The organism is Paraburkholderia sp. TE9906 (assembly GCF_056279605.1).
The window spans coordinates 40792-67169 of record NZ_JBWCCT010000006.1 but is presented as its reverse complement, the minus strand read 5'-3'; the positions used below and the strand labels follow the sequence as shown (position 1 = coordinate 67169).

At 60.6% G+C, this 26378-nt stretch carries 21 protein-coding genes; 8 read left to right on the top strand and 13 right to left on the bottom strand.

Annotation, left to right across the window (positions count from 1 at the left end; translation table 11 throughout):
• Positions 1–26: 26 nt before the first annotated feature.
• Positions 27–2975: a bifunctional diguanylate cyclase/phosphodiesterase gene (locus tag ACZ9H4_RS17230; RefSeq protein ID WP_476119919.1), complete on the bottom strand. Its 2949-nt coding sequence runs from the start codon at positions 2973–2975 to the stop codon at positions 27–29.
• Entirely contained in the window at positions 2972–4207 is a 1236-nt protein-coding gene (locus ACZ9H4_RS17225) for an ABC transporter substrate-binding protein (RefSeq protein WP_408326868.1), read from the bottom strand. Before ACZ9H4_RS17225 ends, ACZ9H4_RS17230 begins: the two co-directional genes overlap by 4 nt.
• 583 nt (positions 4208–4790) lie before the next feature.
• On the opposite strand from ACZ9H4_RS17225, the gene ACZ9H4_RS17220 reads away from it, so the two are divergent.
• Together ACZ9H4_RS17220 and ACZ9H4_RS17215 are read left to right on the top strand one after the other, a co-directional pair.
• A complete protein-coding gene (locus ACZ9H4_RS17220) occupies positions 4791–5633 on the top strand; it encodes a helix-turn-helix domain-containing protein (protein ID WP_408145514.1) in 843 nt (280 codons plus the stop codon).
• Positions 5634–5720: 87 nt separating this feature from the next.
• On the top strand, positions 5721–6446 hold the full coding sequence (locus ACZ9H4_RS17215) for an alanyl-tRNA editing protein (RefSeq protein ID WP_476119917.1): 726 nt from the start codon (positions 5721–5723) through the stop codon (positions 6444–6446).
• Positions 6447–6484: 38 nt separating this feature from the next.
• Here the strand turns inward: ACZ9H4_RS17215 and ACZ9H4_RS17210 are convergent, their stop codons facing one another.
• Positions 6485–7426, bottom strand: coding sequence for a LysR family transcriptional regulator (locus tag ACZ9H4_RS17210; RefSeq protein ID WP_408145352.1), 942 nt, complete (start codon positions 7424–7426; stop codon positions 6485–6487).
• 72 nt (positions 7427–7498) lie between these two features.
• Between ACZ9H4_RS17210 and ACZ9H4_RS17205 the strand changes: the two genes are divergently transcribed.
• The 4 genes from ACZ9H4_RS17205 (at position 7499) to ACZ9H4_RS17190 (ending at position 12192) form a co-directional block, all read left to right on the top strand.
• Positions 7499–7948: a GlcG/HbpS family heme-binding protein gene (locus tag ACZ9H4_RS17205; protein WP_408155443.1), complete on the top strand. Its 450-nt coding sequence runs from the start codon at positions 7499–7501 to the stop codon at positions 7946–7948.
• A 515-nt stretch (positions 7949–8463) separates the two neighbouring features.
• Entirely contained in the window at positions 8464–8754 is a 291-nt protein-coding gene (locus tag ACZ9H4_RS17200) for a BON domain-containing protein (RefSeq protein WP_408326734.1), read from the top strand.
• A 549-nt stretch (positions 8755–9303) separates the two neighbouring features.
• Complete coding sequence (locus tag ACZ9H4_RS17195) at positions 9304–10365, top strand: class I SAM-dependent methyltransferase (RefSeq protein ID WP_476119914.1); 1062 nt, start codon at positions 9304–9306, stop codon at positions 10363–10365.
• A gap of 246 nt (positions 10366–10611) precedes the next feature.
• Positions 10612–12192 carry an FAD-dependent monooxygenase gene (locus ACZ9H4_RS17190; RefSeq protein WP_476119912.1) on the top strand — a complete coding sequence of 527 codons (1581 nt, stop codon included), beginning with the start codon at positions 10612–10614 and terminating at the stop codon, positions 12190–12192.
• Positions 12193–12271: 79 nt separating this feature from the next.
• Here ACZ9H4_RS17190 and ACZ9H4_RS17185 read toward each other — a convergent pair whose 3' ends face one another.
• The 8 genes from ACZ9H4_RS17185 to ACZ9H4_RS17150 all read right to left on the bottom strand — a co-directional run bounded on the left by ACZ9H4_RS17185 (position 12272) and on the right by ACZ9H4_RS17150 (position 22225).
• Positions 12272–12652 carry a potassium channel family protein gene (locus ACZ9H4_RS17185; protein ID WP_476119910.1) on the bottom strand — a complete coding sequence of 127 codons (381 nt, stop codon included), beginning with the start codon at positions 12650–12652 and terminating at the stop codon, positions 12272–12274.
• An 81-nt stretch (positions 12653–12733) separates the two neighbouring features.
• Positions 12734–13744 (bottom strand): DUF2955 domain-containing protein, encoded by a 1011-nt coding sequence (locus ACZ9H4_RS17180; RefSeq protein WP_408155449.1) that lies wholly within the window; start codon positions 13742–13744, stop codon positions 12734–12736.
• Positions 13745–13763: 19 nt separating this feature from the next.
• On the bottom strand, positions 13764–14897 hold the full coding sequence (locus ACZ9H4_RS17175; protein WP_408145339.1) for an HlyD family secretion protein: 1134 nt from the start codon (positions 14895–14897) through the stop codon (positions 13764–13766).
• Positions 14894–16447, bottom strand: a complete 1554-nt coding sequence (locus ACZ9H4_RS17170; RefSeq protein WP_408145337.1) for a TolC family protein — start codon at positions 16445–16447, stop codon at positions 14894–14896. The genes ACZ9H4_RS17175 and ACZ9H4_RS17170 overlap by 4 nt, the downstream gene beginning before the upstream one ends.
• An 18-nt stretch (positions 16448–16465) precedes the next feature.
• A complete protein-coding gene (locus ACZ9H4_RS17165; protein ID WP_476119907.1) occupies positions 16466–17569 on the bottom strand; it encodes an AI-2E family transporter in 1104 nt (367 codons plus the stop codon).
• Between the two features lie 123 nt (positions 17570–17692).
• A complete protein-coding gene (locus tag ACZ9H4_RS17160; RefSeq protein ID WP_408145333.1) occupies positions 17693–18262 on the bottom strand; it encodes a BPSL1445 family SYLF domain-containing lipoprotein in 570 nt (189 codons plus the stop codon).
• An 888-nt stretch (positions 18263–19150) separates the two neighbouring features.
• A complete protein-coding gene (locus tag ACZ9H4_RS17155; RefSeq protein ID WP_408145307.1) occupies positions 19151–20641 on the bottom strand; it encodes an arylsulfatase in 1491 nt (496 codons plus the stop codon).
• Between the two features lie 147 nt (positions 20642–20788).
• On the bottom strand, positions 20789–22225 hold the full coding sequence (locus ACZ9H4_RS17150; protein WP_408145305.1) for an anaerobic sulfatase maturase: 1437 nt from the start codon (positions 22223–22225) through the stop codon (positions 20789–20791).
• Positions 22226–22658: 433 nt separating this feature from the next.
• Between ACZ9H4_RS17150 and ACZ9H4_RS17145 the strand changes: the two genes are divergently transcribed.
• On the top strand, positions 22659–23060 hold the full coding sequence (locus ACZ9H4_RS17145; RefSeq protein ID WP_408145303.1) for a YidH family protein: 402 nt from the start codon (positions 22659–22661) through the stop codon (positions 23058–23060).
• Between the two features lie 123 nt (positions 23061–23183).
• Positions 23184–24005: a bile acid:sodium symporter family protein gene (locus ACZ9H4_RS17140; RefSeq protein WP_408145301.1), complete on the top strand. Its 822-nt coding sequence runs from the start codon at positions 23184–23186 to the stop codon at positions 24003–24005.
• Between the two features lie 40 nt (positions 24006–24045).
• On the opposite strand, the gene ACZ9H4_RS17135 is transcribed toward ACZ9H4_RS17140, so the two are convergent.
• Positions 24046–25242: a DUF3300 domain-containing protein gene (locus tag ACZ9H4_RS17135; protein WP_476119903.1), complete on the bottom strand. Its 1197-nt coding sequence runs from the start codon at positions 25240–25242 to the stop codon at positions 24046–24048.
• Positions 25243–25299: 57 nt separating this feature from the next.
• Positions 25300–26100, bottom strand: a complete 801-nt coding sequence (locus tag ACZ9H4_RS17130; RefSeq protein WP_408145297.1) for a hypothetical protein — start codon at positions 26098–26100, stop codon at positions 25300–25302.
• Between the last annotated feature and the right edge of the window lie 278 nt (positions 26101–26378).

Below are 26378 nucleotides of genomic sequence, written 5' to 3'. Positions count from 1 at the left end.
CCGTCATTCACTGCCTCGCCAATATCTCAAGACCAGCCGTGCAGTTCCTCATCGGCCACATCCTTGATTCGCGGCCAAACACGCTCTTCAAATTGGTCAGCCGGCACCGGCTCGGAATACAAAAACCCTTGAGCAAAATTACACCCCACCGCCGCGAGAAAATCGCGTTGATCGGTCGTCTCCACTCCCTCTGCAATCACTTTCAATCCCAGCTTGTGCGCAAGCATCACCATTGCCTCGCACAGCGCTTGATTGTCTGGATCAAAGCCGAGGTTCTGTACGAACGAACGATCGATCTTGAGATAGTCGATGTCAAAACGCTTCAGATACGCAAGGGATGAGTAACCCGTCCCGAAGTCGTCAATCGAGATCCGAATTCCGGCATCACGGAACGTCAGTAATTTCCCGTTCAATTCGGCGTCCAGCAACAAGCCTTCGGTTATTTCAATGGCGACGCTCATTCCGGGCATCCCTTCCTGCAAGAGGTACTCGGACCATTGAATACACACCAGATTGTCTTGACGAATCTGCGCGGGTGACATGTTGACGCTGATCTGAAACGACGGGTGAAATCGCTGGCGCCACTGACGAGTCTGGTGCACCGCCTGCTTGAACACCCAATCGCCGATCGGAACGATGAGCCCTGTGTCTTCTGCCAACGCAATGAAATCGAGCGGACTGATCATGCCACGCTCGGGGTGCAGCCAACGAATCAGCGCTTCCGCTTTGTAAATCTCGCCAGTCGCCAGATCGACGATGGGTTGGTAATAGATGCGGAACTGTTCAGCCTGCAAAGCGGCACGCAAATCGTTCGTGAGGCGCAGGCGTTTTTCCGCTGCCACTTGCAGGTCGGGCGTGAAGTAGCTGAAACGGTTTCGCCCGGCGCTCTTTGCCGCATACATGGCCTGGTCCGCATTCTTGAAGAGAACATCCAGTTCACGGGTGTCCTGAGGATAAAGCGTGACGCCGATACTCGCAGAAATGAAGGCGTCATCCGGGCCGAGCCTGAAGGGTTCGGCCAGCGTGTCGATAATGGTCTTCGCGATCTGTTCAATGCTTTCGGTGTTGTCCAGTTCCGACAGAATGACCGTGAACTCATCACCGCCAAGGCGGGCTACGGTGTCGGATTCGCGCACACACGAAGTGATCCGCCTCGCGGCCTCGATCAGCAGGATGTCGCCGGTATCATGGCCGAGGGAATCGTTGACCTCCTTGAACCGATCCAGATCGATCAGCATCAAACCCATTGGCCGTCCAGAACGATGCGACATTCTCGCTTCGTGGTCGAGCCGGTCATGAAACATCTGGCGATTCGGGAGATGGGTCAGCGCATCGAAATTGGCCTGTTTCCATATCGTTGCTTCGAATACCATCCGGTCCGATAAATCACGACCGACCGCCAACACGGAACTCACCTCGCCTGAGCGCTCGATCTCCGGCGTCAACCGGATATGGCTGCACTGTTCCTGTCCGTCCTTACTGAGCCATCTCAGTTCAAACTGGCCACTCGTTCCGCTTGCTATCGTTTCGCTGATCTTCCTCTCGTAGATCAGTGCGTTAGCGCCGCCCGGAACCTCTGAAGGCCGCTTTCCGAGCACTTCGTCGAGGCTGCGCCCCGCCGAAGTACAGAACGCCGGATTGGCATAGGTACGCCGGAGTTGCCTGTCGTAACGCGTAATCGTGTCGGGCGAGTTTTCGATCAACGTGCGCGACTGCTGCTCCTTGGTGACGAGTTCCGCCGTTCGTTCGATGACGGTCTGCTCAAGGGAAGCATTGATCTCGTTGATCTTCTGCATCTTCTGCCGGATCGCCGCACGCATTCGTTCGAATCGCTGCGCCAGCCTGCCGAGTTCATCCTTGACGCCAGTATCGGTGTGAGCATCCGGTTGCGCATCGATCTCGGCCCCCACATCGCTACCGGTGGCATGCATTTCCCGCACCAGCGCTTTGAGCGGTGCAGAGATGCTGTGCGAAATGAAGTAGGCAAGGAAGATCGATAGCAGGAACCCCGCGACGCCAACCAGTATGATCTGGTTGCGCACGGACTGTGCCTCTGCGGTCAGCTTCTTCTCAGGAATGGTGCTGACCACAAACCATGTCGTGCCCGGAATGCGGGTGTACGCGGCAAGATACCGGCCCCCGCTCTTACCGTCGAAGGCGACGAAAACACCCGGCCCGCCGTTCGGCCCGGCGCTTGCGATCTTTTCGATCAGCCCTGGCTCGGCGATACCGTCGCGGGTCATGGGTGCACCGTCGGCACGAATGATCAGCCTGTTATTGCTGGCATCCAGTACATAGATCTCGGTTCCACTGCCCAACGCGACATCATTAAAGATCGATGAAAAATGTTCGGGGCGAATAACCAGAACCAGATTGCCGATCTGCCGATTGTCGCTCTTGCCGATGATGGCCCGCACCATCCCAAGGTTCTGTTGTCCGACGCCGTTGTCGTAGCTGCCCCAGTAAGGACGGCCACTGTGATTGGGCGCCTGCTCGACGAGACCTAATACCCCTCGCGTCAGTTGCGCGAACGCCTGGGTGTCCATGATCCGGTTGCTCTTGTCGAGCAGATATTTCTGGTTGATGAAATCAACCGATCCGTAGTGTTCCAGAAGCAGCCGGGTCATGTCGAGCCGCGCGTCGCTGCGCTCTTTTTCATTGCCATTCGCGGCACGGATCAGAGCGTCCTGAACACGATCCGACAACACCAGAAGGCCGCTTTCCGTCTCGATCTGTTCTATGCGCAGCGAGATGTTCCTGGATACCTGCTTGACCACCTCTTTCGAAAAAATCTCCGCCTTCTGCTTGATTGCCGCGGTCGACTCTACATAAGAAATGTAGCCGGAAATAAGTATCGGTAGCAGCGAAAGCAGGATGAACGCGGTGATGAGCCGGTAGCGAATTTCGACACGGCGCAGCAGATCCAGCGAGAAGTAGGCGAATGCGCTTCGCAGCCAACCGACGAGTGAGCTCATTTGTAATGCATCTTCGCTTCATTCTTGACAGACTCGTCCAGGAACTTCGCCGCCTGTTTTGGCGTGATCTTCCTGAACAGCACATCCTGCATCAGCCGATGCAGCCGCTCGATGGAATTGGAGGGCAGCGCCGAATAGTACGGGCTGCCGGTGACCGGGTAGCGGCTGACCATGTTCGTGTAATCGACCATCTTCGGATCGCTCACCACCGTTGCCGAGGTCTGCCTGAACGGCGAAATATTCCGGCGCTTTCTTTGAATAATGGAAAACCCTTGCCCGCCAATGAACTCGAGAAAACGCATCGCAGCGGCTTTGTTGGGCGTCTCGAGCACGGCAAAGCCGGTTTCGCTGCCGATCACCGGCACCACCGGCTTGCCGGGCGCATTCCAGGGCGGGATGAACACGCCGACGTCGAACGGGTTGCCATGGAGCAACAGTCCGGCGGCCCAACTGCCGTGAAAAGCCATCGCGACCGCGCCCTCCTTGAATAGCCTGATGCCGTCATCGTAACCCGTCGCCATGAACGATTCCTGTACGAAACCACGCTCCGGGATCAGCAGCATCCTGGCAAAAATATCGGCTACCTGAGGTGTGTTCAGATTCAGCGTGCCGTCGCTGATCTTGTTCTTCCAGTCCGGCTCGCGCGCCACCACATTGTTGGCAAAGCCTGAGCTGAAGGGACCGTTTCCAAGCATATTCGGAAAGCCGCCGTTCCACATGATAGGCGTATAGCCCGCATGTTTGAGCTTTTCACACACCGCGAGGAACTCGTTGAAGTTGGTCGGCAGTTCTTTGATCCCCGCCTTCGCGAACATGTCGCGGTTGTAATAGATCAGCGTGGTAGCCACGCCCCCCGCTATTCCGAAGCGCCTGGATTGGCGGCTGGTCCAATCCTCCCTGAGAGGATCGAGCATGTTGTTCCATGCGGAGGTCTTGCTGACGTCGGCCAGAAACCCTTGATCGGCCAGATCGGCCGCGTAGGCATTCGGATTGATACTCACCAGATCGGGCAAGTTGCCAGAGGCAATTCGAGGTTTGATATTCTCCTCGACCGAATTGCCGATCATGAACTGCACGTTCACGTGAACGTCCGGATTCAGCTTGCTGAATTCAGCGGCGATCTGCAGCATTTCCTCCGGCCAGTCAGGGGCCCAGATCAATGCGGTGATGGTGGTCCCGGCCTGCCCGCTCGCGCTCGAAGAAGCCTGGTCGTGCTGACGGCAACCGAACAACGACAAAAGAATCAGGCAGGCCAAAGCGGACAACAAGGAGGTGAACTCGGTTGGTCGCACGTGGGTTGGCTTTTTCGTGTTGGGGTGTAATCGCGCGGGCTTCGGCAGACATTAACAGCGCACCCGGCAGTTATCCATCGACAGGCCGAACCTGCACGGCATAACGGCAACGGACGTTAAGACTTTAGTCGACATATGCCCGAATCTCGCTGCCGTGCGGGAACGCCGGTACCAGCGGTACGGGCTTACGGGTCACCGGGTCGAGCGATGCGTTCCTTTTTCGCAACTTCATGCGCGCATTCGGTGCATAAACGGTCCACGAGACACGACCGGCATCCCGTGGCACACGCCGCAGGGTTGCTATCGGTCAACCCGACCGGTATTGATTGCCGGAAGACCGTCCGGATCGACGATCTGTGATTGTGCTCTGACGCTGAGGATTCCGGTTTCAGCGCAGAACATGCAACTGCTTATAATTCCGCTGTGAAGCCCGGTTGCCACCCTCGATGAAACAGCATCCGAAGGATGAACCCGGCGACCGAAGCAAAGCTCATGCAGCCCCTGCGTCATATTAGAGTTGATCATGGCACGTAGCGAACCAAAGAATCAATCGCGGTATTGGTGGGATCGTCACACACCGGGTCTCAGCCTGATGTGTGCGGATTTCACGACCCAGGAGTATGCACCGCATACACACGAAGGTTTAGTGATAGCGGTCACCGAAACAGGCGGTGCCGTGATCAAGAGCCGTGGCCTCGTCGAAGAGGCGCGTTCGTCCACCTTGTTCGTTTTCAATCCGGTCGAGGCGCACGCCGGCTGGATGGGTTGGAGCGAGCGCTGGCGTTACCGGTCGTTCTATCTCACGGAGTCGGCGCTCAATGCGGTCGCGCACGGCCTCGGCATAGAGGACGTGCCGTATTTCACGCGCAACCTGTTCGGCGACGCCGATCTCATCGACGGGTTTCTTGCGCTGCATCGGGCGCTCGAAGAAGGCCGCGATCTCTTCCGCGAGCGGGAATTGCTGTTCTCGACGTTCGGAGGTTTGTATCAGCGGCACGGCAGCGGCGGTGGACGTATCGAGCCGGCGCCGCACGACCGGGCGTTGGTCCGGATCGTGACCGACCTGATCCATGACCGGCACACCGAGAACCTGCTTCTGGAGGATCTGAGCGGCGCCGTCGGCCTCACGCCCTTCCAGCTCATCGGGTTGTTCAACCGCTGCGTCGGCCTGCCTCCGCACAAGTATCTAACCCAGGTGCGTCTGAGCCGGGCCTGCCACCATCTGCGCCGCGGGATGCCTATAGCCTGTGTGGCCGCCGCGACGGGATTTTATGACCAGAGCGCGCTCACCAAGCACTTCAAACGGTGTTTTGGAATGACGCCGTTGCAATTTGCCCAGGCCGCGGCCGACAGGACAGCGCACTAGCCCCGATTTCCGCCGCAATTTTTGCCAATACGCTCGCGGCGCGCCTCCCGATACTTCCATGATCTGTAACCCGTATTGGAGGCAAGCATGCCAGCATGTGCGTTCTATCACGCGAATCCTGAGACCCTCACACTAGAAACCCAGGTGATCGACGCCAGACCTGGGCGCGTGGTTCTCGCCGAATCTCCGTTCTATCCCGGCGGCGGCGGCCAGTTGGCCGACTGCGGCACGCTCCATCACAACGGTGGAGACATCGCGGTGACGGGATTCGATATGGTCGACGGCAGGCTTTGGATGCACCTCGCCGATCCCGCCGCCGAGCTCACCGGGACGGTCCAGGCCGTGGTCGATCCGGCCTTCCGGCAGATGATGCGAGAACTCCACACCGGCACCCACGTGCTCAATGCGTTGATCTTTCAGGCCTTCGATGGTGCGCTCGTCACCGGCGTGCAGATGAATGACGACGGCACGGCGCGCATGGATTTCGACGTGCCCGAGGCCGACAACGATCGCCTGCGCGCGTTGGAGGGCCCCGTCAACGACGTCATCCGGCAGAATCTCCCTGTGCGGGACGTCTACCTGCCAATCGCCGCCGCGCGCGCAGAGCAGGGGCTGATTCGTTCGAGGTCGGTGGCGCCGCCGCCGACCGACGATGGCCAGATTCGGATCGTGGAGATCGTTGGGCTGGACCGCCAGGCATGCGGCGGGACTCATCTGTCGGAAACCGGGGCATCTCGTGCGATCCGTATTCTGAAAATCGACAACAAAGGTCGCCATAACCGGCGTGTGCGCATTGGCCTCGTGAATGCGTAAGTACCCGGATAAGCGCAGAATCAGCCGCCGACAAGCCGTCAGATAACGCCGTCGCCTTTTCCGGGGACGAGCCGGGCGGCCAGAAAGTCGATCAGTGTGCGTACGCGACGCGGTACTGAGCGGCCTCCCGCCCATACCAGATGAACGGGTACGGGTTCGGGCTCGAACGAGTCGAGCGCCGTCACCACTTGCCCCGCGTCGAGAAGTTTCTGCACCTGAAAGCTCGGTGCCCGGCCTATGCCGGCTCCGGCTGCGGCCGCTGCATTGCACGCTAGTGCGCTCGTGGACCGGAAACGCCCTGCGACCTCGACTGAGCCGCCAGCGCGGTTGAACGTCCATGTCTCGCGCAGGGGATGCTGGCGCAGCATGCAGTCGTGTAGAGCAAGCTCGGACGGATGAGCCGGGTAGCCATGCGAGGCGAAATATTCCGGTGTGCCAAACACAACGCGCCGCAACGTACCCACCTGCTTCGCGCGCAGGGTCGAGTCCGGCAGGTGACCCAGGCGGACCGCGAGATCGATGTTGGCTTTGGCAAGGTCGAGATGCTGCTCGGCGAGCACCAGTTCTATCCTGACACTTTCGTGAATCGACAGAAACTGCGCAACGAGCGGCGCAACGAATTCAGCGCCGAATGCCGTCGGCGCTCCAACGCGAATACTGCCGCGCAACTGGGTTGCGTGATCGACGAGTTCGTCGCGTGCCGCATCGATTTCTCCGAGGGCGGGTCGTATCCGGGCGGCGAACTTCAGGCATGCCGCAGTAGGCTGTACGCGGCGCGTCGTCCGGTGGAACAAGGTCGCGTTCAGATCACGCTCGAGCTTCGCGATGGCGCGGCTCACCGACTGCAACGTTCGGCCCAGCGATCGCGCGGCGGCCGTCAAACTTCCTTCGTCAAGAATCGCCAACAGTACTTCGTATTCGTCCCGGTTCATGACCGTCATTCTCTCGTTTAGTGGAAGAATCTCTGCCGGCTCGCGCATCTATGCGTGGTTTGGTCGCCGTCGTACATTCTAGCTGTGCAGACACCTGATTGGTTCCCAAGGAGACGACTGATGACCCAACGAAACGAGCATGAAATGCCCATGAGCTACAGTGACCGGTTCAGCCTCGCCGATGCACGCCGGGTCGCGCGTGCGGCCGAAGAGGAGGCAACACGTCATGGTTGGCCCATGGTGATCGCCGTGGTGGATAGCGGTGGACATCTGGTGCTTCAGCAACGACTTGATGGAGCGCAACTCGGCAGTATCCATGTTGCGAGACAGAAGGCCGAAACAGCCGTGCTGTTCCGGCGTCCTACGCGTCTTTTCGAGGATGCAATCGCGCAAGGAGGACTCCACCTGCGGCTGCTCGGTATGAATAACCTCGTGCCGCTCGATGGAGGGATTCCGCTGATTCGCGACGGAGCGGTGGTCGGCGCGATAGGGGTGTCGGGCATGCGCTCCGATCAGGATGCGCTGGTCGCCCAGGCCGGTGCTGATCAGTTCATGGCAACGGCGGCATGAGGAAGAAGCCGGTTCAGGGGGCCAGCGCGGCGAGACAGCGTGAAGCCGTGAATATCGTCAGGGCGCAGCGCATCGACATTGCCTGTTCGCACGCTCCGGAAGCGGCCGCACGCGGTTGAATGAGCGTCCGCGCAAGACGCCGAACGACGAAACGCCAGCCACCCGATTCCAGCAAACTATTGCATCCGCCGCTACGGAAGTTCGCTATCACAGGACGACCCACCGCCCCTCTCGCGGCGAAGGACTTCCGTAGCCGCCCCATTCTCGACATTACCCCCTCCTCGACACCCCATTCCTTCCGCAGCGGCCACGCACATCGTCCACAACGTTTCGACAATTCCCGGGTATTCTTCAGTCAATGGCGGGGCTACGTCCAACTCTTCTGTTTTTCCACTGCGCAGTTCACGGAACCCAAAGGAGGAAGCATGAATATAAACGGGGCGAGCAGAATAATCGGCGCAATGTTGGCTGCGGCCAGCGCGAGTTGCGCCATCTATGCGAACGCGCAGACAACGATGAACGCGCCACCCGACGGCGCTTTCCAACGGGTGGCGACCTCGACGTCGCCGCCTGGAACCAGGCCGGATACCTCGGTGATTCGTGACGTGCGCCGCGCCCTCAGGCGCGTACCGGACATGGACGACTCGGGGATTCACATCAGGGCGCGCCTCGGCGTCGTCACGCTCACGGGCGAGGTACCGGAGAGCTGGCAGATCTCGCGCGCGGGCAACGCGGCAAGGTCGGTGCTCGGCGTCAGGTCGGTAACGAACAGATTGAAGGTTCGAGAGGAAGAGCACGAGCATTGAGCCACATCTCGCGGCGCCGGCCGGATAGGCTCGCAGTTCAGTTGCGACTGAGATTTTGAATGCTCTGTCGCAGTTGCCTGCTCCGTACGGCCGGTGCCTCGAACTTCGGATTCCGGTGGCCTCGTCTGGTCGATGGAACCGTCCCAGAACGAGCGACCGGCCGCACGGACCGCTCTATTGCGATCGTCCTGAACGCGGTCGCCTTTCGATGCCGAGGCTCCTCGCGCTCGAACCCGATGCCCCACCCCTCAGCAGCGGTTTCATCGCTTCCTGATCAAGACGATCGCGTCACGGCTCAACGTCGCCAATGAAGCGGCTGCGCGCCGCGTATTGATCGCGTCGCAGATAGAAAAAATACGACGCCGGTTGCATTGACGGTTCGCCTGAGAACGGCGTCGTGTTCTCCGGACCCCGGGTTTCAATTGCCACGCGCTTCTGCCTTCAGGACACTTTCCAGTGCCTATACTTTGCATGGACGTCGTCAGGAAAGTGCATGCATCGAAAGACGTTTTCGTCAGATCAATTCTGCCTTCGTCAAGGAGGTGGCACATGCAATACGATCAACAGAAGGTGCAGGATTTCATGGGGCGCATGGTCGAAGAATTCGGCGCGGTGGCGTCCGCGCCGCTGATTGCGCTCGGCGACCGCCTTGGCCTGTACAAGGCAATGGCCGAACAGGACTGGATGACTTCGGAGCAGGTCGCCGAACGCGCGGCTCTCGCCGAACGATACGTACGCGAATGGCTTGCGGCGCAGGCCGCGTCGGGGTTCATCCGTTACGATCCCGAGACCACCCGTTATCGGCTCGATAACGAAATGGCCATGTGTTTCGCGGAAGAGACCAGCCCGACTTTCATTCCGGGCTTCTGCGACTGCGCCGAAGCCATGTTCCGCAGTTTGCCCAAACTTGAAGCGGCATTCCGCACGGGCCTCGGTGTCGGATGGCATCAACATCATCCATCGCTGTTCAAGGGCACGGAGCGCTTCTTCCGTCCGGGCTATGCCGCGCACCTGGTTGCCGACTGGATACCCGCGCTCGATGGCGTCGAAGCGGTACTCAAGAAACGCGGCGCAATCGTTGCCGACGTCGGCTGCGGACATGGCGCATCCACGATACTGATGGCGCAGGCTTACCCCGGCGCGACGTTCGTCGGCTTCGACTATCACGAACCGTCCGTGCAGAGAGCGCGCGAACTCGCTAACGAGGCGGGTCTCGGCGATCGCGTCACCTTCGAAGTCGCGAGCGCGCAGGCGTTTCCCGGCAACGACTACGATCTCGTCGCCTTCTTCGATTGCCTTCACGACATGGGCGACCCCACGGGCGCCGCGGCACACGTATTGCGGTCGTTGAAACCCGATGGATCGTGGATGATCGTCGAGCCCTTTGCGAACGACAGGCTCGAAGACAATCTCAACCCGGTGGGGCGCGTGTTCTATTCGGCGTCGACGATGATCTGCACGGGTGCGTCGTTGTCGCAGGAAGGCAGACGAGCGCTCGGGGCGCAGGCCGGCGAGGCGCGTCTCAGGGAAGTCGTGACGGCGGGCGGCTTCACGCGTTTCAGGCGCGCGACGCAAACGCCGTTCAATCTGATTTTTCAGGCGCAGGCTTGAGCGCTGTTGCTTCGACCGCGGGCCGCCCGTTGCGGCCTGCTCGTCACAGTGCTATAAAGCGGTGTCGGAAAAGGCAGACTTGGTTTGGTAAGCCCAAGTCCTTTCGGTAACGAAAGCTCTGGTCTTTGGCCTCGTGCATGAGATCCCCACGACGAACATCGGACGCTATAGAGGCGCCCGAACGTTCGTCCGTGTGGCTCTCAATCTGAGGAACGCTCCGGTCGGACATCGACAAAGGAGTCGTTCATGCACAAGCCTCATCCCCCTATCTATGACGTCGTGATCGCCGGGGCCGGTCCCGTCGGCCTCTTTCTCGCCTGCGAGCTGCGCTTGCAGGACCTCTCGGTCCTGGTGTTGGAGCGAGCCGAAGACCCTCACTCGCCCTTGAAGCGCCTACCGTTCGGAATGCGCGGCCTTTCGGCTCCCACGCTTGAAGCCTTTTACCGCCGCGGATTGCTGGACGAACTGGTCGCGGCGCAGCATGCGAATGATGACGCCGGCAAGACTGCAGCGGCAGCGCATTGGCTCCAGCAACCGCGCCGGCCAGCCGGCCATTTCGCGGGCATCCAGTTCTATCACGACGACGTCGACACCTCGAAGTGGCCATATCGCCTGCCGAGCCCGGCCGACACCAGCATGGCAGTCACCTTGGAGACACTCGAAACCGTCCTGGCCCGCAGAGCCAGCGCGATGGGTGCTGAAATCCGGCGCGGCGTCAGCGTCGACGGTTTCCTCGCGTCAGACGCGGATGTGGCCGTTCATGCTGGCGGGGAGACTTTTCACGGGCGCTGGCTCGTCGGATGCGATGGCGGCCGCAGTTCGATACGCAAGGCAGGTGGCTTCGAATTCGTCGGCACCGATCCTGAGTTCACTGGCTATTCCGTCGAAGTCGAGGTGGCCGATCCGCAAGCGCTGCGCCCCGGCCGGCACTATACGCCGGCCGGCATGTACACCTATGCGCGTGCCGGCACGATTGCGATGGTCGAATTCGACGGCGGCGCATTTCACCGGATCCAGCCGATCACGCTGGAGCATGTGCAGGCGGTGTTGCGCCGCGTGTCGGGCACAGACGTCACCCTGACCGGCCTTCTGCTCGCTACCACCTGGACGGATCGCGCCTGTCAGGCCACAGCGTATTGCAAAGGACGGGTGCTGCTCGCCGGCGACGCCGCCCACATCCATTCGCCCTTGGGCGGCCAGGGACTCAATCTCGGGCTCGGCGACGCCATGAACCTGGGTTGGAAGCTGGCGTCCATAATCCGTGGCGACGCACCGGCTGGCCTGCTCGAGAGCTATCAACTGGAGCGGCATCCGGTGGGAGCACGGGTTCTCGATTGGTCGCGCGCGCAAGTCGTACTCATGCGGCCCACTCAAAGCACGCGCGCGCTCGAAGCCATTATTCGTGATCTCATCGAGACCCGCGATGGCGCGACGTATTTCGCCGAGCGCGTGTGGGGCGTGTCGCTCCGCTACGATCCTGGCGGCAGTCATCCTCTGGTAGACCGCAGCGTTCCTGATTTCGAACTGGCCGACGGAACGAAGGTCGGCAGCCTCCTGCGCGAAGGAAAAGGCCTGTTCCTGGACTTCGAGCCAGGCGCATCGCTTAAAACGCTTACGCGCCGCTGGCAAGAGCAGGTCACCTACATAGCACGCGACGCCAGGGATCGGCTAGGCCTGCGTGCTCTGCTGGTGCGTCCTGACGGATTCGTCGCCTGGGCAAGTGAAACCGTCCCTGACGATGAGGAGATCACTCAGGCCATAGCGCGATGGTTCGGCGAACCTGATGGCCCAAGGATGCGAAGGACAACATCGCCGACTACTACGTAGCCCTATTGAAAAGGTAACGGAAAACCGCATCGAATCAACTTCGCCTCGACGGGCCGTGCCTGACGGCCAGCGCGCCCCACTAGTCCCGACCGCTCGCCCGGTGCGCCGCTTCCTGCACGCCCCGTACAGCCGCCGCCACGATCAGCCCGGTGAACACCATGCCGATCAGCCCAAGCCATATTGCGTCGATCCGGCCGAACGTCGACGTAGGGACGACGTCGCCGTATCCGATGGTCAGCGCCGTGATCGCGCAGAAGTACAGGGTTTCTCCAAACGGCGAAGGCGTTCGCTTTACCGTCTCCACGGGATCTCCCATGTAATACATGGCGAGCGCCAGTAGCAGGAACAGCAACAGAATGCCAGCAAGAATCGAACGGAGATACCACAGCGTTCTGCCGGATTCCCGCAAGATCTCACGTGCTTGCACGCGCACGACCGCGTCGCTCGTCGTATTTCCCATTGCAAGCTACCTCCTTGACTGTGCTCTGACGGACGCCCATGTGAGCGGCGAGCAGAGACACGGATGATGCGCGCAGCGTCCTCACGCGGGACGGCGTTGCTCGAAAATCAGCAACATCAGACACGCGTACACCGTGACGGCCACGAAGAGCCCCATACGGACCGCGAACGCCGTATAAACATCCTTTCCCGCCGCACTGTCCTGCACCGATTGGCCCAGCAGAATGATCATGGTGACCAGGCTGTTCAGCCAGAAGCCCGGTGAATAACGCGTCGGGCTGAGGCGATAGAGCTTGCGTCCCACCAGCAGGCCGAACAGCAGCATCCACAGATAAAACATCCACAGGCCCACAAAGAGCCTGAGCGCAAACCAGAACACGATCGCGAGCAAGCCGCCGAGCAGCGTGGAGCCGATGAGATCGCGCGCTGCGCTACGAGCCGTCGTGGTGCAGCTTTGTCGACCGAGACTGACCGACTTCATAATGATCGGCATGTAGCTCGCTGGATCGGTGATGGCGAGCAGATACGCCGGCATGACCACCAGCGCCGCGCGCAGCGCAATGCGCACAGCCTCGCGGTCGGGCATGGCCTGAGCGGAAGGCTGCGGCCCCGTGCTCGCGGGCTCGGGAAACAGCACATGAGTCAATGCCGCCACCAGCACGGCCAGCACCAGGCCTTTCACCAACGCGCCGACGACCGTCACCGCCAATGGGAAGTCAGCGGTTCCCGCAGCGGAGACCATCGTCAGCCCGGCCACCAGAAAAGTGGAGACCAGGTTATTCCCGCCGCGCAATCCATAGCGAAACGCCAGGAAGAGCATGAGGCCCACAAGCATTACACCGGCGAATGCGTAATGGCGCAGCAACGGAACAAGAAGCAGCCCGCTGCCCGTCGTCAAAGCCACAACCAGCGCGAATACGACGCCGGCCTTGAACGACAGCGGCCGGTTTTGCGTCGCGAGAAGGAAGACGGCGAACACCGGCGCGATCACCGGGATCGACAGGTCCAGCGCGAAGCTGATCGTCAGGCACAGTGCCGTCCCTGTAGCAATGCGTAGCGTACGTCGCCCGAGAAGCTGAAGCCTGTGTTCCATAGATGCCGTGGCCAGTCATTCAGTAAAGGTAGGAGACCCAACTCATCACGCGCAAAAACACACGACCCAGCGGATTGAGCGGATTGCCCGGATCTGGAAACGCCATCACCTCCGCCTGCCCGCCGACGCGAACGTTGCGAAGGCGCGCCCTCTCACCCGCTTCGAACTCGACGATCACCGGAAAGCGTTGCGCGGGGCGCAGCCAGTCGCGGCTGTTCTGTACCGTGGGCAGACTGCCGGGCGGCGTGCTCTGCCCCACGCTCACGCCATATCCGATACTGCGCAGCCGCCCCTCGAAAACCTCGCCCGGCAGCGCGTCGAGCGCAATCGCCACGGGCGTGCCAGGCCGCAGATGCCCCAGATTGTTTTCGGTCAGATCCGCACTGACCCACACGTCGCGGATTCCAATCAGCGTCATGACCGGGCTGCCCGCCGCGACGAACTGCCCGACTTCCGTGCGCAGATCCGTGATGACGCCACCTGAGCGCGCCGTGACGCGGGTGTTGGCAAGATCGAGTTCGGCCTTTTTCAGCGCCGCGCCAGCGCTGCGCAACTGTGCGTTGTCTGCCTCATGGCCGCCCTGCTGCTCGCGAGCCCGCTCCACTTCGGCGCGCGCTGCCGCCACCTGGCTTTGGGCCTGCTCGTGAGTCGCTCGCGCCACTTCGAGGCGCCGCAGCGAGACGGTGCCCTCGTCATCGCGATACAGCCTTTCGAGGCGCTCGCTATCTTGCCGTGCCTTGATTTCATTCGCGACGGCTGCGCGCAACGAGGCGAGCGCCGACTCGATCCCGGCCGTGCTCGCGCCGATCTGCCGGCGCGTCGATTCGAGGTCGGCCTGCGCGCGATCGACGGCGATCCGGTATTGCTCGTTATCGACCTCGAAGAGTACGTCGCCTGCTTTGACTTCCTGGTTGTTATGCACGAGAACGCGCGTCACTCGTCCCGATGCTTCTGCGGCGACGGAGACGACGTAGGCCTGAATACGCGCCTGTTGCGTATAAGGGGTGAAGCGATCGGCGAGCAGATACCAGATCAGGCTGACCGCGATCACGCAAACGACCCACTTCACCGCTTTGCCCGAGGGGTCGGCGGCAGGCGCCGGCGACGGTGGCTTCGCCGGTGGGCCTGCGGTGGGCTCGGGCTTGTCGCTCATCGTGACGAACCCTCGGATGAACGGGCGGTGGCGGACGGCGCATTCGTTTCGTTCAGCAAGTCGCCCCAGTCGGTGCGCTGCTGCATCTGCTGACGCGTCGCGGAATCGACGAGCGGCTGTTCCGAGTACCAGCCGCCTCCTAGCGCCTTGTAGAGCGCAATCAGACTGCCCACCGCGTTGCCGCGGTTGACGATGTACGCGTCCTGCTGCGCGAACAATGCACGCTGCGCGTCGAGAACGCGCTGAAAGTCCGAGTAGCCTTCCCGATAGATCGTATTGGCAAGCTTGAGCGAGCGCTGCGCGGCCCCTTGTGCGTCGTTCAGGATCGTGTCCCGTTGCCACGCGGCGATGATGGTCGTAGCGGCGTCGTCGGCCTCTCGGGCCGCTTCGCGCACGGTGTTCTGGTAGGCGACGGTCAGCTCCTGCAGCCGGGCGTCCTGCACGCGCACGTTGTTGCTTATCTTGCCGTGGTCGAACAGGTTCCACGTGACGCTTGGGCCGCCGATCAGGGCCAGCGTGCTCGGCGAACCGCTAACGGAACTCGCGCTCCAGACGAGGGAGCCTAGCAGCGATACGGAAGGGTAAAAATCGGCCTCCGCCACGCCGATAAGCGCGGACTGCGCGGCCATCTGCAATTCGGCCGCACGCACATCCGGACGGCGCAGCAGAAGATCGGCCGGGACATCCTGCAGCACGGCCCGATCCACGAGTGGCAGTACTTCCGCTTTGTCCGGCTGCACATTCAGTTCCGGCAATGGACCAGGCGGGCGGCCGAGCAGCACGGATAGCGCATGATGCGCGAGCACGATCTGGCTCTCGAAATCGGGGATGCTGCTCAGCGTGCCGAGATATTGCGTCTTCGCCTGCTGCAAGTCGAGTTCATCGGTCTCGCCGCTCCTGAAGAGCTTTTGCGCAATCTCGTAGCTGCGCTTTTGCAACTGGGCGTTCTCGCGCGCAATGCGCAGGCGCGCCTCGGCCGTGCGTAGCGTGAAATACGTATCGGCGACCTGCGCGTGCAGCAGAACCAATGCGTCATCGCGATTGGCTTGCGCCGCGAAAAACGAAGCGTTGGCCGATTCGATTGCGCGGCTGAAGCGCCCCCAGAAATCCAGCTCCCAACCCATGCTGAAGCCCGTCCCGTACTGCCAGTAGCCGCCTGAGTGCGGATTGACTCCATCCGAGCGTTTGCGCGTCGAATACAGGACGTCGGCATTGGCCTGTTGTACCTGCGGATAGCGGCCCGCGACCGCGATGCCCAGTTGGGCGCGCGCCTCGAGCACGCGCAGGCCCGCAATCTTCACATCGCCGTTGTTTGCATCGGCCTGTGCGATCAGACTTTCGAGGTTCTGGTCCGCGAAGATCCGCCACCATTGGCGAATGTCAGGCTGGGTTGCCTGCTGGGTGACCTGCTCGATTGACGTGCTGCTCCAGTGCTCGGTCCAGCTTTCGTGCTGCGGGTGAAAGTCCGGTCCGACGCGCATGCAGGCGCTCAGGCAGCCCGTGGCGAGAAGCGGCCAATACAGGCGTGCGTGCACTGCCGCCGGGGACACGGATCGCCTCCGCAAGCATCAGGCGTGATGCTCTTCTTTTAAGCGCGCCGGCTTCCCCTGGTCTTTGACCCATCGCCAGAACAGCTGATAACCCACCGCGAGCATGACGGGCCCGATGAACAGGCCGATGACGCCACCCGTCACCATGCCCCCGAGCGCGCCGATCAGCACCACAGGCATGGGTACGGCGACGCCGCGGCCCAGCAGCAATGGTTTGAGCACATTATCCGCAAGTCCCGCGACGAACACGTAGACCGAGAAGATAACCGTCATGGTACTCACGCCTTGCGTGACGATCACGAACGCAATCACGGGAACCGTGATCAGCGTGGCGGGCAACTGCATGATGCCGATCAGCAGCACCGCCAGTGCGAGCAGGCCCGCGCCGGGAATTCCCATGAGGACGAACGCGATGCCGATGAGCAGCATCTGGATGAACGCGATCCCCACCACGCCTTGAGCAACCGCGCGAATCGTGGCCGTGCAAAGTTCCGTGATTTGCGGGCCGTTCTCGGGACCGGAGATGCGCGAAGCAATCTGCACCGCACTGTTGTGGCCTTTCTCACCATGCGCCATCAAGATCCCGGCAACGATCAGGGCAACGAAGAAAATCAGCAGCCCCGCGCCCAACCCGGTTACCGTTCCGAGCACAGCGAGACCGGCCTCCTTGAGTTGCGGAGCGAACTTCTGCACCAATCCTGTGAGGTCGATCGAAGCCTGCTGCCAGAAGTCGTAGACGCGCTGGCCAATAATCGGCCAGCCAGCCACCGATTCGTCCGGAGGTGGAATCTGGAAGGTGCCGCTCTTGAAAATGGCCATTCCATGCTCGATCGAATTAGCCACCGCGACGCCCAGCAGATAGGTCGGCACGAGGATGATGCCGAACGCGACGAGGATGATCAGCGTCGAGATCAAACCATCCTTGTTCGCGAGCGTACGCCGCAGCCTGACCTGAAGCGGATACAGCGTAATCGCGAGGATCAACGCCCATACCATGAGGTTCAGGAACGGGACGAATATCCGGAAACAGAAAATGGCCAGAACGGCAACCAGTCCTGCGCGAATCAGCACATCGAGCAATTCTCTGGACTGAACCCGTTCGGTAATCGGTGTGAGCAGCATCACTTGCCTCCCGCAGATCATCTTGAGAATCCGCTGGCGGCAATCCAGGGCACGTCCATCACCATGGCAGTCGGAACAGAACCATGCCGCCGCGCAGTCATGCAGTGCAGTTCAGTGCAGGCATCAGATGTCCAGCCTGCTGACCTTCGTGCCTTCAAAGCTAAGGTTGGCCATCAGGCCCGAGTTCGTCAGCACGAAACCGACGATCGGCGCATTGGTCGTTGCCGTGTCGAGAGTACCGTTGGCACCCGTCTTCGCCACCGCTACCGAACCATCCACGCCGGCTGTCCAGCCCTTGTCGCTCGTGCGGAATTTCTGGAGCGCGTCATCGGTCATGAACATCATGATCACTGCCTTGGACTGCGCGCCAATCTGCAGGCCGAACGATGCGGTACTGGTCTTGTAATAGCCGACGGACTTGCCTCCCTGACGGAGCGCGCCTTCGCCATATTCGCCGCCCACGACGAGTCCCGCCGCGATCACCGAAGGAAACACGAGAATGGCCTTGGCCTTGTCTGCCTGCGCCTGCGCGCCCGGCGTCGTGCTGAACAGCTTCTTGAGCGCGGCATCGACGCCGGCGTCGATTTCCTGGCGCTTGCCGGCCGCTTCCGTCGGTGTCGAGGTCGTGTTGCAAGCGGCCAGCGAGGCGGCCAGTGCGATGCACGTGAGCGATAAGAAGGCACGACGTTCCATGAGACTCTCCTCCGATGAAGTGCGGCAGAGCTGGATCCGACGCACATGAGAATGCTTGTCTACATCTATTGAAAACGCTTGAAGCAACGAACTCATGCTGGCTGAGGGTTTGCGTAAATCACGAAGGGAAGCGGTAGCGGCTTCTCCGCAGGCATCCTCTCTGGACTCTCTGCGTCAACGCGTTCGGACGAGTCAATCAACGTCGTGATGGGAAGTCTTTCAGCTCTGGGAGATTGGGCCAGGCGGGCTCGACATGTCGCTGATGTCAAACCGGTACGCATGTGCCACGGTCCGCAACAGCCCTGCCGACATCGACATGGCGATCGCCGAACAAAATTGCATCGGATCAAGGATAGGCCTGAGGCAGGGCGGTCGATATTGGACCTTGGTCGTATGCCGAGGCGAGAAGTACCGACCGACGGGCGCTTCACTAGCGCCAAACCCTGTTCTCTTCGTCATCCATTGCGGAATGACCAGACGGTCCGCGTGATGTACTGTCACGCGCCGCCAACGGCTCGATATCCCCGCCTGTCTTTATCGCTGGCCAACCACCGATGGTGACGTCACCGATTCTTCGAAAAATGTTAATAGCCGTCCGTTCGTGGCATATGTATGCGCCGCACGTCAGGTCTCGACAGGTACGCTAACGGCAGGTGATCGTCATTGCCGATCGCTGTCGACGCCTCGCCGTTGCGCACAAACACGGCGAGCAATGCGGCCATGACATACGCTGGCAGTCTGAATGAATTGGCCGAACTTCCCGAAGAACTCAGGAAGCCTTATGAAGGTGGTCTTTCAGTTACGTAAAGTGAGCACTGCAACGGCCGAAGGCACCCGGCGATCAGGCTGATCGCCGGGCCCATTCCCTTTCCGCCTGTTCGCCGCCGCTCAATGATGGGCACCCCCGCCCGCATCGTCCAGTTGTCGCATCACGGCGTCGAGATTGAATGACGCAGGCTTCTGGCGCGGAGGATACGCCTTGAAGTTGTCGATCTGCGACGCCACGACCGCTTGCATCGCATAGAGCAGATAAGCGTGAGAGATCATCCAGTCGTAGTAAGTGTTGGAGCTTTCATCCGCGCGCTCGAACGGGTCCCGCCGAAGATTGAACATCTTCGGAATCCGCAGCCGAACGAAGGGTTCCGCCCAGCACGCCAACTGTTTGGCACGCTGTTCCAGCAATACCATTTTCCAGTCACGCACACGGACTGCCATCACGTCGCCGTCGTCACTGATATAGAAAAACGACTCGCGCGGACTCTCGTTCACTTCTCCCGTCAGATACGGGAGCATGTTGAACCCGTCCAGGTGCACCTTATACGTTTTCCCGCCGGCCTTGTGCCCCTTAAGCAGCTTCTCCTTGATCTCCGGTTCACCGGCCGCCGCGAGAAGGGTCGTCATCCAGTCCTGGTGCGTGACGATACCGTTAAGCACCGTACCGGCAGGAAACTTCCCCGGCCATCGGACGAACGCAGGAACGCGCCACCCTCCTTCCCAGTTGGTATTCTTTTCAGAGCGGAATGGAGTGATTCCCGCATCTGGCCAACTATTGAAGTGCGGTCCGTTATCCGTCGAATACATGACGATGGTATCGTCGGCAATTCCCAGGTCATCCAGTTTCGCCAGCATCTTGCCGATGTTCTCGTCGTGCGCCACCATCACGTCGTTATATTCTCCCTGTCCGCTCTTTCCCTTATGCTTCTCGGCACAGTGGGTCCGGAAATGCATTGCCGTCGTGTTGTACCAGAGGAAGAACGGTTTGCCATCCTTATTAGCTTTATCGATGAATGTGCAGGCACGTTCGGTGGTTTCGTCATCGATCGTCTCCATGCGCTTTTTGGTCAGCGCGCCGGTATCCTCGATCGTTTGACCACCCTTGCCATCCGACTTGCAGTGGAGCACGCCTCTCGGACCAAAACGTTTCCTGAATGCTGGATCCTTCGGATAGTCAGGGTCCTCAGGCTCCTCTTCCGCATTCAGGTGATACAGGTTGCCGAAGAACTCGTCGAACCCATGCATGGTCGGCAAAAACTCGTCCTTGTCGCCCAGGTGGTTCTTGCCGAACTGCCCGGTGACGTAGCCAAGCGGCTTGAGCATCTCCGCGATAGTGGGGTCTTCAGCCGATAATCCGACATCGGCCCCCGGCATACCAACCTTGGTCAGCCCCGTGCGGACCGGATTCTGCCCGGTAATGAATGCCGCACGTCCCGCCGTACAACTCTGCTGAGCGTAGTAGTCCGTAAACGCCACACCCTCATTGGCAATGCGATCGATATTCGGTGTGCGATAACCCATCTGCCCACGACTGTTGAAGCTGATGTTCCACCATCCTATATCGTCACCCCACAGAATCAGGATATTCGGTTGCTTTGTCGCCATGATTGCTTCCACTCCTTTCAGGTAAGGCCCGGTCAGCTGTGCGCGGGCGGGCGAAGAGGCTGCACCCACCGAGCAGCACGACGCTCGCTGAGCCCTGCTCTGCGCAGGATGTGACGGCCACGGACGTCTTTGGGCACATCGCTCCTATCAGGAGATGCGCCTCCCGTCATTGCTCGCCGGCTCGAACGAGCGCTGCGGTGCGTTATTGCCGTGACAGAATCTGAATTTCCTGCCGCTGCCACACGGACAGGGCGCATACGGGCCGCGCCGTTTGTCTTCGATCGCGGTCATCGCCATCACGTCGGACGGAGGCCGGCCCTCGCGAAGGAGCCTGGCCATTGTTTGCATCGCATGGCGCGAGTGGGTGAAAAACAATTCGAGCCCGGGGCAGAGATAGTTCTGCCCTGCCTCGCCATCGCGTGAAAGCGCGAAGCGGTCCTTCGGACATCCACCGTTGCACAGCGCCCTCACTTCGCAACGCCTGCACTGCGCGGTCAGCGACTCGCGCTTGTCCAGTCCGAACTTGCGCTGTTCCGGCGACGCCATGAGCTTCAACATGTGCGTTTCGTGAATATTGCCCAAGCGGTATCCGGGTTCGACAAAGTGATCGCAGGAATACAGATCGCCGTTGTACTCGAGCGCGGGGCCGAGGCCGCAGGTCGGAGCGTGAATGCACAACAGATGGCGCCCGAACAAAGCTTCGAGCGTGACATCGAACAATTGCACGAAGACGCGGCCGACGTCGTGGCGCACCCACTCTTCGAAGATGTCCATGAGAAAAAGGCCATACTGCTTTGCGCCGACTGAACGTTCCGTCACCCGATTGCCGGTCTGTGTGTACAACACGCGTTGGCGGCCGGGCTGTTCGCTCCAGCCCCGATTCGCCAGTTCGATGGTCTGTTCCGTCGCGCGTTCGATGATCGGAATGAACTGGACCCACCGTGCGCCGAGTTCATCGCGAAAGAAGCGGTACACCTCGCGACCATGGTGCTGGTTGGCGGCGTTGACCGTGCACAGGATGTTGAACTCGACGCCATGCTTGCGCAGCTGGTTCCACCCTTTCATGACCAGGTCGAAAGTACCCTGCGCACGACGATCGACGCGAAAGGTGTCGTGCAGTTCACGCGGGCCGTCGACACTCAGGCCCACAAGAAAGTCGTGCTGCCTGAAAAACTCGCACCATTCGTCGTCGAGAAGAATGCCGTTGGTCTGAAAGGTGTGCTTCACCGCCTGTCCCGGCCGACGATACTTTTCGACGAACTCGACGGCTTGCCTGAAGAATTCGACCTTCATGAGCGTGGGTTCGCCGCCTTGCCATGCGACCGTGACTTCAGGGGTGCGATGCGACTCCAGCAGCTGGCGGATATAGGTCTCCAACGTCACCTGAGACATCCGGTGCTTTTCGTTGGGATACAGCGCCTCTTTCGACAGAAAAAAGCAATACTTGCAGTCGATGTTGCAAGTCGAGCCGCTTGGCTTGGCCAGCAAATGAAAGCACGGCGGCGCATCCTCTGGTCGGCGTTCGGCGCTCTGAAGATCCTCGATACTCGATGTTGCAGTGCGAGACAGCAACGTGGCTTCCATCGCCGTAATCCCCTTGATTGTCAGCGTGACAAAATCTTTTTTGCGGCGCCGTCCGCCAGGCGCCTCAACAATTCAGCGGATACGTATCCGAAGGGTGCGGGGCGCAGACACAAACGTGATTCGTATTTAAGGCAGCTTGCGTCCGGAATGCAAACGCAATTTCGTGATTCCCGAATAAAACGCATTGCGCGAACATGCCTGTGTCGTTCATGACGATTAATACGCACACCATTCAAGCGCACAAAGCGTTGAATATTGGCAACGCCGCCGACATCATTCTTATAGAAGCAGATACATAAGTTCGGCAGCTCGCAATCGCGCCTCCCATGAACTAGATTAACGTTGACGCATGTGAACGCCTCGATCGTCGTTTGTGACTGTACCCGGAATTCGCTGCTGCCAACCGGGCTGACGAACCCATCCGGAGAGTGGTGTGGCTAACGTGGAAGCGCGCTCATCGAACCAGTTGGCCGGGGACCGCACTGACCTCGCGACGGTACGCACGCTGATGGCAGCCGACCGTACCTTGATGGCGTGGATTCGTACCGCGCTTTCGATGATCAGCTTCGGCTTTACGATCTACAAGGTACTCGAGGGATTCACGGAAGCGGGCGTTCATCTGGCCCATCCGCATAGCCCTCGAAGCATTGGCCTCTTTCTCACGGGAATGGGCACGATTTCAATGGTGCTCGGCACGATCGAGTACTGGCGAAGCATCGTCGGTCTGCGCGAGTATCAACCGGTCAGCATCTGGCGGCCCACTTTTTTCGTCGCGTTGGTGATGGCCTGTTCGGGCAGCTTCGTCTTTCTGAGCATCATCATCAGGTTGCTCTGAGCCTACGCAAGTCGCAGCGTACAGCCGCGGCCGCGCCAGCAGGGATTCGCGAATCAATGCTTTGACGGATCGAGCGCGCTCGCGATCACATGGTCGCTGTACCTATTCGAAGGTGCCAGTGTCGTGACTGAAACCGTGATGATCCTGCTGAAGATTTCCATCGCCGTGCTTATCGCTGGCGTCGGTGCGGGAACTTCGCCTTCCGAGCTGACTTATCTATGGCGGCGGCCCGGGCTCCTATTCCGTTCTCTTGCGGCAATGTATCTGCTCGTTCCCGCGGTCGCGTTCGGCCTTGTGCTGATCATGCCCATCGAACGCGGGGTCAAGGCGGCGATGCTGGTGATCGCCGTGTCTGCCGGCGCCCCGCTGCTTTCCAGAAGGCTCAAGAAACTGAATAGTCAGGAATACATCTTTAGCCTGCTGATCACGTCCTCGCTCGTCGCCATTGTCGTCGTTCCGGTGTGGGCGGCATCGCTAGCCGCCTACTTCGACGTAACGGTCGACCTGTCCACAAGCACGGTCGTGTTGGACATCGCCAAAACCATTCTGCTGCCGATCATGATCGGCATGGCGGCGCGCGCCATGTTCCCGGCCTCGTCGGCGCGCCTGTCGGACCGGGTGCTCATGATTGCCGGGATTGTCCTCGTGGCGTCCGCCATCGCCCTGCTGGTCATTCACCGGGAGCACCTGGCGGGTCTCACCTGGCCTGGCATGCTCACACTCGTCATGCTGATCCTGTTCGCCCTGCTCATCGGTCAGCTTCTTGGCGGACCCAACCCGGACGACCGGACGGCGCTGGCCATCGCCTGCGCAACCCGGCATGTTGGCGTTGCGCTGATCGTCGCAACGGAGTTTGCCGGCGTGAAGACACTGGTACTTGTCGTTGCGTATTTCGTCACCGCATTTATAGTGTCGAGCATTTACCTAACCTGGCGGCGACGCTAGCTTCTTCGTGACGTGGGTACGCCAGTCGGTCGGTCACTCGCTAGCGGCGCAAACGCCCGCCGAATCCACCACCGCCAAAGCCGCCTGCGCCGAATCGATCCGCGCCTCCGAAGCGGTCGCCACCGAATCCGCCAGCACCGCCGAAGTTGCCCGCCAGCGAACCGCGGCTCGCTTCGCCGCGCTGCAGGTCCTCACGCGCGCCGGTGCCATCGCCGGCGTCGCGCAGCGCGTTGTCGCGATTCACATAGTCTGCGTTGCTTTTCAGATCGCTCGCGTTGAAGCCGCCCTTGTCGATAGCCTGCAAGCGCTGGCTCGCCGAACCCGAGAGATTCTCGCCGGTGCGGCTCTCGAAGGTCTGCATCGCCTGGGTGCGTGAGGTGTCGTATCCACGGTAAGGTTTGTTTTGCACACCGCCGACGTTCGCGTTGCGGTTCCATGTCGAGGTACTGGCACTTGCGCTGATGCGGTTGTTGACGTTGATGCTGTTGTAGCGGTTCACGTTCACGTTGACGTCGTGATTGTTCCAGTCGAAGCCGCCCCACAGCGCGTTCGTCACCGCGATGCCGGCACCGAAAGCAATTCCCGTTGCGAAACCGGCGGCGACCGCATAGCCGGGCGGCGGCGGCAGATAGACTGGCGGATAGGCAGGATAGAGCCACGGCCCGTACACGTATGCCGGGTTGTAAGTCGGCACATACACGACCTGAGGATTCACAGGCTGAATCTGGATGGTGCTCTGCGCGACCACCACCTTCTGCTGCTCGCCCGATTTCAGATTGCCCGCCTCGTGTGCCTGCTTGCGCAGCCGCTGGACGGAATCCATCACGTCGTTCGGCTGGGCGAGAAACGTGTTGCCGATCTGCTTCACCCATTCAGGCTTCGACGCCATGGTGGCGAGCACCTGCGGAAACGCAACGAGCGACTGCACGCTCGGATCCCAGGGTTTCGATGCGGCGGCCTTGACGGCTTCGTCGCCGGTCATTTGTGTGTTCGTCTTCGACCAGGCAGCGGCGGCTGCCACTTCTTGCGGAAACGTCGTGGCCATCAGTACCTGCGCCAGCAATGGATCGGGATAGAGCGCAATCGGCGCGGTCAACGAATCGAGTTGCTGGTTGGAGACTTTAGCCGCGGATTGCGCCGTGGCCATGGTGGGTAACGCTATGGCGATGAAAAGCACCGCAATCAACGCCGCGCCAATCGCAAGGAAACCTCGCACGCGTGCTCCGATTGGTTTCACGATCCTGTACTCCTACGACGCGTGCTCATTTACCAGAGCACGCATGGCATTCATGTTTCAGAACCTGATGTGCACGCCGGCAAATGGACCCGCCGTCCTGACGTTGTAGTAGAAGGATGAGGTGTTGTAGTCCTGCGCGAGTATCCGGTAGCCGGCGGTCACACCAATGGTTTTCGACGCATCCCACGACACCGACGCCACCACTTGCCACGAATACTTGGCCCCGCCGGTACCGACATCCGCGTAGCCCATGACCGACCACTTGTCCGTCAAGCGGTAAATGCCCCGCACGCCCACCAGGCCGTCAACCCAGTCGACGCTCGTGCTGCGATCGATACCGTCCGGAAACTCGGGGCTGGAAGAGAAGGAAAGTTTGGCGTTGAGGTTCGTATAGCGCAGGCCGGCAATCAGGTCCACCGGTGTCTTGTCGCTCGCGAGAATGCGGTAGGCACCCGCCACCTGAACGATTCCATTGTCCAGTTGCAAGCGTGCCGTGCCCAGCTTCCCGCCGAGTATCGGGTCCGAGGTGGTCGAGACGTTCACGTAGAACCCATCGACGATGATCGCCCAGCGATCCTTGCGCGCTTCGAACGTGCCCATCACGCCGAAGTCGAGATCGCGCCAGATATTGGAGAAGTGGGCGTCTACGTTCTGGCCGGGAATGACGTGCCCGACACGGACATTGCCGCTCTGCCCTGCCAGCCAGAGGTACGGTGTGAACGAGAACTGCCAGCCTCCCTGCGTGCTCGATGCCGACTGATCCGCCGCCTGATCCGCGGCGTGTGCCGGTATTGTCAGAACGCTCAGCGATGCGCCCACCACCCATGCTGCCATTCGCCGCGACGATTTCGTTTGCATGTCTGCAACCTCATCCAGGCCAGCGTGCGTTTGCCGGGCACGCCGAATCGATTCACTTGCCCGCGACCATCCGGTTCAAGTCCTGCCCCTGCAGTGCAAAAACGGATTGCACGTATGCAGGCTGTTCGATCCAAAGCGTTCCATGAGGGCAAGGATCGTTGGCAGAGGCGCCCGTGTTCGGCATGTAGGACTGCGGCTGCGGGGGATGTGTACTGCACCCAGCCGGCGCAAGCGAGAGGCACTCAACCTGGGCCGAAAAAGACTAGTCGCACGCAATA

Excerpts from the sequence above, each read along its gene's own strand:
- ACZ9H4_RS17155 (WP_408145307.1), bottom strand. The coding sequence starts at position 20,641 with ATGGCGACAAAGCAACCGAATATCCTGATTCTGTGGGGTGACGATATA.
- ACZ9H4_RS17175 (WP_408145339.1), bottom strand. The coding sequence starts at position 14,897 with ATGAGCGACAAGCCCGAGCCCACCGCAGGCCCACCGGCGAAGCCACCG.
- ACZ9H4_RS17200 (WP_408326734.1), top strand. The coding sequence starts at position 8,464 with ATGAACGCGCCACCCGACGGCGCTTTCCAACGGGTGGCGACCTCGACG.
- ACZ9H4_RS17160 (WP_408145333.1), bottom strand. The coding sequence starts at position 18,262 with ATGGAACGTCGTGCCTTCTTATCGCTCACGTGCATCGCACTGGCCGCC.
- ACZ9H4_RS17180 (WP_408155449.1), bottom strand. The coding sequence starts at position 13,744 with ATGGAACACAGGCTTCAGCTTCTCGGGCGACGTACGCTACGCATTGCT.
- ACZ9H4_RS17130 (WP_408145297.1), bottom strand. The coding sequence starts at position 26,100 with ATGCAAACGAAATCGTCGCGGCGAATGGCAGCATGGGTGGTGGGCGCA.
- ACZ9H4_RS17210 (WP_408145352.1), bottom strand. The coding sequence starts at position 7,426 with ATGCGCGAGCCGGCAGAGATTCTTCCACTAAACGAGAGAATGACGGTC.
- ACZ9H4_RS17165 (WP_476119907.1), bottom strand. The coding sequence starts at position 17,569 with ATGCTGCTCACACCGATTACCGAACGGGTTCAGTCCAGAGAATTGCTC.
- ACZ9H4_RS17150 (WP_408145305.1), bottom strand. The coding sequence starts at position 22,225 with ATGGAAGCCACGTTGCTGTCTCGCACTGCAACATCGAGTATCGAGGAT.
- ACZ9H4_RS17230 (WP_476119919.1), bottom strand. The coding sequence starts at position 2,975 with ATGAGCTCACTCGTCGGTTGGCTGCGAAGCGCATTCGCCTACTTCTCG.
- ACZ9H4_RS17195 (WP_476119914.1), top strand. The coding sequence starts at position 9,304 with ATGCAATACGATCAACAGAAGGTGCAGGATTTCATGGGGCGCATGGTC.
- ACZ9H4_RS17215 (WP_476119917.1), top strand. The coding sequence starts at position 5,721 with ATGCCAGCATGTGCGTTCTATCACGCGAATCCTGAGACCCTCACACTA.
- ACZ9H4_RS17190 (WP_476119912.1), top strand. The coding sequence starts at position 10,612 with ATGCACAAGCCTCATCCCCCTATCTATGACGTCGTGATCGCCGGGGCC.
- ACZ9H4_RS17220 (WP_408145514.1), top strand. The coding sequence starts at position 4,791 with ATGGCACGTAGCGAACCAAAGAATCAATCGCGGTATTGGTGGGATCGT.
- ACZ9H4_RS17185 (WP_476119910.1), bottom strand. The coding sequence starts at position 12,652 with ATGGGAAATACGACGAGCGACGCGGTCGTGCGCGTGCAAGCACGTGAG.
- ACZ9H4_RS17205 (WP_408155443.1), top strand. The coding sequence starts at position 7,499 with ATGACCCAACGAAACGAGCATGAAATGCCCATGAGCTACAGTGACCGG.